The organism is Eikenella sp. HMSC061C02, assembly GCF_001809035.1.
Classification (GTDB): Bacteria; Pseudomonadota; Gammaproteobacteria; order Burkholderiales; family Neisseriaceae; genus Eikenella; species Eikenella corrodens.
In genome coordinates this window covers 34,904-40,938 of record NZ_KV795530.1, presented here as the reverse complement: position 1 = coordinate 40,938, position 6,035 = coordinate 34,904, and the positions used below count along the sequence as shown (strand labels likewise).

The window sequence follows — 6,035 nt, the reverse complement described above, 5'->3', positions numbered from 1 at the left end:
ACTATATTGAGTGATTTTGCTTCCTAAGCCCCTATTCAATTTTATTTTTGCAATTGCATGAGACTTTACGGCTTTTTTCTCATTACAAAAATAACATTTTTCATCATTATTCACTTTTTGCATTTTTCTAATCCAATTCTTAAAAGGTTAAACTAACTCACTCCGCCCCAAACAACAAATTCTCTTTAATTCCCCGTATTCTATCCCGCAACACCGCCGCCTCTTCAAACTGCAAATCTCGAGCCGCCTGCTGCATGGCCTTTTCCAGTTTAGCGATTTCTTTAATCGCGTCTTCCTCGTTGTGGATTTCGCTGACTTTAACTTTGTTTTTGCCTTTCAGACGGCCTTTGCCGCCGTCTTCTTCGTGGTACACGCCGTCGATGATGTCTTTGACCTGTTTTTTAATCTGCTGCGGCACAATGCCGTGTTCTTCGTTGAATTTAATCTGTTTTTCGCGTCGGCGTTCGGTTTCGTCGATGGCGGCTTTCATGGAGTCGGTGATTTTGTCGGCGTACAGGATGGCGACGCCGTTCACGTTGCGCGCGGCGCGGCCTATGGTTTGAATCAGGCTGCGGTGGGAGCGCAGGAAGCCTTCTTTGTCGGCGTCGAGGATGGCGACGAGGGAGACTTCGGGGATGTCGAGGCCTTCGCGCAACAGGTTGATGCCGACGAGTACGTCAAACAGTCCGAGCCGCAAATCTCTAATGATTTCAACGCGTTCGACGGTGTCGATGTCGCTATGCAGGTAGCGCACTTTGATGCCGAGTTCGCTGTAATAGTCGGTGAGTTGCTCCGCCATGCGTTTGGTGAGGGTGGTAACGAGTACGCGTTCGCCTTTTTGGATGCGGTCGTTGATTTCGCTCATTAAGTCGTCGACTTGGGTGGCGACGGGGCGGATGATGATTTGGGGGTCGACCAGCCCGGTGGGGCGGACGACTTGTTCGACCACTTGTCCGGCGTGTTCTTCTTCGTATTTGGCGGGGGTGGCGGAGACGAAGACGGTTTGCGGCATGACTTTTTCAAATTCGTGGAATTTGAGCGGGCGGTTGTCGCGGGCGGAAGGCAGGCGGAAGCCGTAGTCCACGAGGTTTTGTTTGCGCGATGCGTCGCCTTTGTACATGCCGCCGATTTGGGTAACGGTAACGTGGCTTTCGTCGATGAACATGATGGCGTTGCTTGGCAGGTAGTCCATCAGCGTGGGCGGCGGTTCGCCTTCTTTTTTGCCGGAGAAGTGGCGGGAGTAGTTTTCGATGCCTTTGCAGAAGCCCATTTCGTAGAGCATTTCGAGGTCAAAGCGGGTGCGCTGTTCGATGCGTTGCTGTTCGACAGGGCGTTGTTCGCGGGCGAAAAATTCGATGCGTTCGCGCAATTCTTCTTTGATGGACTCGCAGGCGCGCAATACGGTGTCGCGCGGGGTAACGTAGTGGCTGGACGGGAAGACGGTGTAGCGGCCGACGCGTTGGTGCAGGCTGCCTGAAAGCGGGTCGAACATATCGAGGCGGTCGATTTCGTCATCAAACAGGCTGATGCGCAGGGCGTTTTCGGAGCTTTCGGCGGGGTACACGTCAATCACGTCGCCTCGCACGCGGAAGCTGCCGCGTTTGAAATCCAAATCCCCGCGTTCGTACTGCATGGAAACGAGCGTGGCGATGATGTCGCGCTGCTCGATGGTGTCGCCTTCTTTGACGGACAATACCATTTGTTGATACTCGGTCGGGTCGCCGATACCGTAAATGGCGGACACGGTGGCGACGATAATCACGTCGTCGCGCGTCATCAGATTTTTGGTGGCGGAAAGGCGCATCTGCTCGATGTGTTCGTTGATCGCGCTGTCCTTTTCGATGAACAAATCGCGGCTGGGCACATAGGCTTCGGGCTGGTAATAGTCGTAGTAGGAGACGAAATATTCCACCGCGTTTTCAGGGAAAAACTCGCGCATTTCGGCGTAGAGCTGGGCGGCAAGGGTTTTGTTGTGCGCCATGATAATGGCGGGGCGGCCGCTTTGGGCGATGACGTTCGCCATGGTGTAGGTTTTGCCCGAACCGGTTACGCCGAGCAGGGTTTGATAGGCAAGGCCGTCTGAAAGCCCTTCGAGCAGGCCGGCAATGGCGGTCGGCTGGTCGCCTGCGGGCGGGAAGGGTTGGTGGAGTTTGAATGGGGAATTGGGGTATTGGATGATGTCCATGAGGCTACCTGAAAAAAGCGCGGGCAAAGGTGGAATTATAACGCTAATGCGTGTGCTTGCTGCTGGGTGGCTGGGGAAGTTTCAGGTAGCCTTTTGTGGCAGGGTAGGGCGGCAACGGGGTAGGGCGGTATTGTTATGCTGCCGGCTCAGTTCCTACACAGCTAAAACCGCAGCCCGGCTTTGCTAGCATCCGATTTTCAGGTAGCCTTTGCGGCTGGATACAAACAAGGAGTTTCCCATGAGCAATATCCGCCCTTATTTGGATACCGTGCCGCAGGTGCATGGCAGTTGTTATCTCGATCCGCTGTGCTTGGTGGCGGGGGATGTGGTGTTGGCCGAGGAGGTGTCGGTATGGCCGTTTGCCGTATTGCGCGGGGATGTGAACAGCATCCGTGTGGGGCGGGGCAGCAATATTCAAGATCATGTGATGCTGCATGTGAGCCACAAAACGGACAGCAAGCCGGAGGGTTCGCCGCTGATCATCGGCGAGGATTGCACCATCGGCCATCATGTTACGCTGCACGGCTGCACCGTTGGCAACCGCGTGTTGGTGGGAATGGGCAGTATTGTGTTGGATGATGCGGTGATTGAAGATGATGTGATGATTGGGGCGGGTAGCTTGGTGCCGCCGCGCAAACGGCTGGAAAGCGGCTATTTGTATGTGGGTTCGCCGGTGAAACAAGTGCGGCAGCTTACGGCGGAGGAGCTGGCGTTTCTGCCGTATTCGGCGGCGCATTATGTGCGGGTGGCAGAGGGGCATAAGGCGGGCAGCTGATGTTAGCTTCACAGTAACTTGTCTTCTTCGGCCGCTTCATTTTCATTTTGCGGAAGTATGGCTTTCAGGTAGCCTGCTGTGCCGTAGAGGCTACCTGAAAATCATTGTGCTATTGTTTAAAATATTTGTTTGTATTCAATTGGATGAAAGGAAAAGTCATGAAAGCAACATATCGTTTGGCCGCTGCGGCGGTGTTGGCTGTCCTGTTGTCGGCTTGTGGCGTCGGGGGGGGAGTGAGTGGCGGTAACGGCCACGTGGGTGCGCGCGGCTCGGTGGATTTGGGCAACGGCAATAGCAGTGTGACGCCTTATGGCAAAGTGGGCGTGGGGGTGGAAATAACACGTTAGGCGTGGCTACCTGAAAGCCCTGCTTCAAGCAAGCTAAAATGCGCCCTTTGTCGCAAATGTGAGTTTCGGTATATTGCCGTTGTGTTATTTGAAATATTTTCAGGTAGCCTTTGCTGCCAGATTGTGTTCAATCCATGACAAGGAACATCATGAAAAAACACCTGCTCGTCATCCTGCTGGCGCTGGCTGCCCCCGCCACCTTGGCCGCGCCTTATCAGCCGCTGAACTTGCAAAGCTTGGTGAGTGGCAGCCCCGAGCATCCGCCGATTAATGTGAATATGCCTGCCGTGCAGCGTGCGTTCGATAATTTGGCCGCACACGCGGCGGAATACCCCGTGCAGTTCGACAACGATGCCGACCGCCGCCGCGCCATCGCCGATTTGCAGCCTTTGGGCGTGCTGCTCGACAGCCTCGTGCAAAACAACACGCCGCGTGCCGGTGCCGCGCCCAGCCAAGGGTACTTGGTGCTCCTGCAAATGCGCGCCCGCCTCAACTGGATGGGGCACAACCTCGACCAGGCAGGCTATGCCGAACGCGCCGAAGCCGACTACGCCCGCCTGCTTGCCCTCGCTCCGGCCGCCGCCAAACCCGCCGTGCAGGGCGAATTCGGTAATTTCCTCGCTTCCAGCGCCCGCATGGAACGCGCCATCCCCATGCTGCGCGCCGCCTACCAAGCCGGTCATCAAGAAAGCGGCCGGGATTTGGCCACTGCTCTTTTAACGCAAAATAAACGCAGCGAAGCCCTGCCGCTGCTGCGCGAATATGTGCGCAACTTCCCGCAAGACCAAAAAGGCCGGGCCATCCTCAATGCGGTGGAACAGGGCAGGGTGGAAACGCACGCGGTGTATCCAAGCCATTTGCAGCGCATGCCTAAGCAGCATCGGCATTAAAATTGCATTGGGATTACATGCCAAACAGGCTACCTGAAAATCTTCAGGTAGCCTGTTTGCCGAGAAGGGCATAGAATTTTGCCCACCCCAACACAGGAGAACACCATGCCGCAGAGTCCCCCGAAAATCTACACCGCCGCCCAGATGCGCGAGCGCGAACAGGCTGCTGTGGCGGCCGGCACCAGCTTTTTGCAGCTGATGGAAAATGCCGGGCAGGCCGCCGCTGCCGATTTGCTGCGCCGGTTTCCCATACCCGGCCGCGCCCTCTTGGTGTGCGGCAAAGGCAATAACGGCGGCGATGCGCTGGTGATTGCCCGCGTGTTGCAGCAGCACGGCTGGCAGGCCGATATTGTGCTGCTCTTGGGTACGGTACTGTCGGATTTGGCCGAAGCCAACCGCCAACGACTTCAGGGGGTGGATGGTATCCGCTTCCTGCCGGTTGAGGCACTGCCTGCCGCGCTGGAGCAAGGCTACGGCCTGATTATCGACGGCATTTTCGGTACCGGTTTTTCAGGTAGCCTGCCGCCCGAGGCCGCCGAAAGCTGTCGTCTGCTCAACCGCGCTGCCGGCTGCAAAGTGGCGCTCGATATCCCCACCGGCCTCAATGGCGACACCGGAGAAGCCGCCGCCGACACCTTCCGCGCCAACCTCACCTACGCCTTCGCTGCGCTCAAACCCGCCCACGCCGGTCCCGCCGCACAGCAGTGGTGCGGCGAGATTGTGTGTTTGGATATCGGGATCGATTAGGCAAGAGGGCGAAATGCTCAAGCGGAGGAAGGCTACCTGAAAGGCCAGCCTCAACCAGATTAAAAACCGTTCTGCATTTAAAACGTATAGCCGGTTTGCAGCTCTTCGTCGCCTACCAACTCGAGCAAGAGCGCATAGAGCGGGGCGAGTTCGCGGTAGCGGCGGGCGGTACGGCGCAAATAGTTGAGGAAGCGGGGGATTTCGGGGCGGTATTTGCCTTTGCCGTCGCGGTGCCACAGGCGGGCGAAAATGCCGGCCACTTTCAAGTGCCGCTGCACGCCCATCCATTCGAAATCGCGGTAGAAACGGTCGAAATCGGCAGGTACGGGCAGGCCGGCGGCACGGGCTTTTTCCCAGTAGCGCACGGCCAGGTCGATTACAAACTCTTCTTCCCATTCGATAAATGCGTCACGCAGGAGGGAGACCAGATCGTAAGTAATCGGGCCGTAGAGCGCGTCTTGGAAATCCAGCACGCCGGGGCGGCCCGGGGTGAGCATCAGGTTGCGTACGATGAAATCGCGATGCACATACACTTGCGGCTGGGCGGTAAGCACGGGCAGGAGGGTGTCGAGCGTTTGCTGCCACAGCTGTTGCTGTTTGAAGTTCAAGCTTTTGCCCAGCTCTTTGGCCATAAACCAATCGGGGAACAGCTGCATTTCCCGGCGCATCACGGCTTCGTCGTATTCAGGTAGTACGCCGGGGCGGCTGGATTTTTGCAGTTCAATCAGCGTGTCGAGCGCATCCAAAAGCAGGGCGCGTTGCACTTCGGGGCGGGTGTCGTGTTCCAGTGCGGCCAAGTAGGGCACTTTGCCGAAGTCTTCCAAGGCGGCGAAACCGTGTTCGATATCGTGATGGAACACTTGCGGCACGTGCACGGCGGCAAAAATCTCGCGCACGCGCAAATAAGGCTCGATGCTCATTTTGTCGGGTGGTGCGTCCATGCAGACCACGCTCTCGCCGTTTTCGAATACGGCGCGGAAATAGCGGCGGAAATCGGCATCCGCTGCGGCGAAGGAAAGGGTGAAACTCCGCTGCGGATAACGTTTCTGCAGCCAGTTTTGCAATTCTTTTTCTCGTTCCATGATGTTTTT

Annotated in this window: 6 protein-coding genes; 4 read left to right on the top strand and 2 right to left on the bottom strand. The window is 56.7% G+C overall.

Translation table 11 applies throughout. The annotated features are described in order from the left end of the window. Positions 1-157: 157 nt before the first annotated feature. Positions 158-2,185 (bottom strand): excinuclease ABC subunit UvrB, encoded by a 2,028-nt coding sequence (gene uvrB / locus HMPREF2541_RS02265; RefSeq protein ID WP_070541533.1) that lies wholly within the window; start codon positions 2,183-2,185, stop codon positions 158-160. Between the two features lie 238 nt (positions 2,186-2,423). Between uvrB and HMPREF2541_RS02260 the strand changes: the two genes are divergently transcribed. From HMPREF2541_RS02260 to HMPREF2541_RS02245, 4 genes are all read left to right on the top strand, one after another. Continuing rightward, positions 2,424-2,960 (top strand): gamma carbonic anhydrase family protein, encoded by a 537-nt coding sequence (locus HMPREF2541_RS02260; RefSeq protein WP_003822090.1) that lies wholly within the window; start codon positions 2,424-2,426, stop codon positions 2,958-2,960. A gap of 158 nt (positions 2,961-3,118) precedes the next feature. After that, the gene (locus HMPREF2541_RS02255) at positions 3,119-3,307 is read left to right on the top strand and encodes a hypothetical protein (RefSeq protein ID WP_070541530.1); all 189 of its coding nucleotides are present in this window, start codon (positions 3,119-3,121) and stop codon (positions 3,305-3,307) included. Positions 3,308-3,456: 149 nt separating this feature from the next. Beyond that, positions 3,457-4,197 (top strand): hypothetical protein, encoded by a 741-nt coding sequence (locus tag HMPREF2541_RS02250; protein WP_070541527.1) that lies wholly within the window; start codon positions 3,457-3,459, stop codon positions 4,195-4,197. 105 nt (positions 4,198-4,302) lie between these two features. Next, positions 4,303-4,944, top strand: coding sequence for an NAD(P)H-hydrate epimerase (locus tag HMPREF2541_RS02245; protein WP_003822086.1), 642 nt, complete (start codon positions 4,303-4,305; stop codon positions 4,942-4,944). 77 nt (positions 4,945-5,021) lie between these two features. On the opposite strand, the gene amgK is transcribed toward HMPREF2541_RS02245, so the two are convergent. Further along, a complete protein-coding gene (amgK, locus tag HMPREF2541_RS02240) occupies positions 5,022-6,026 on the bottom strand; it encodes an N-acetylmuramate/N-acetylglucosamine kinase AmgK (protein ID WP_003822085.1) in 1,005 nt (334 codons plus the stop codon). Positions 6,027-6,035: the final 9 nt, after the last annotated feature.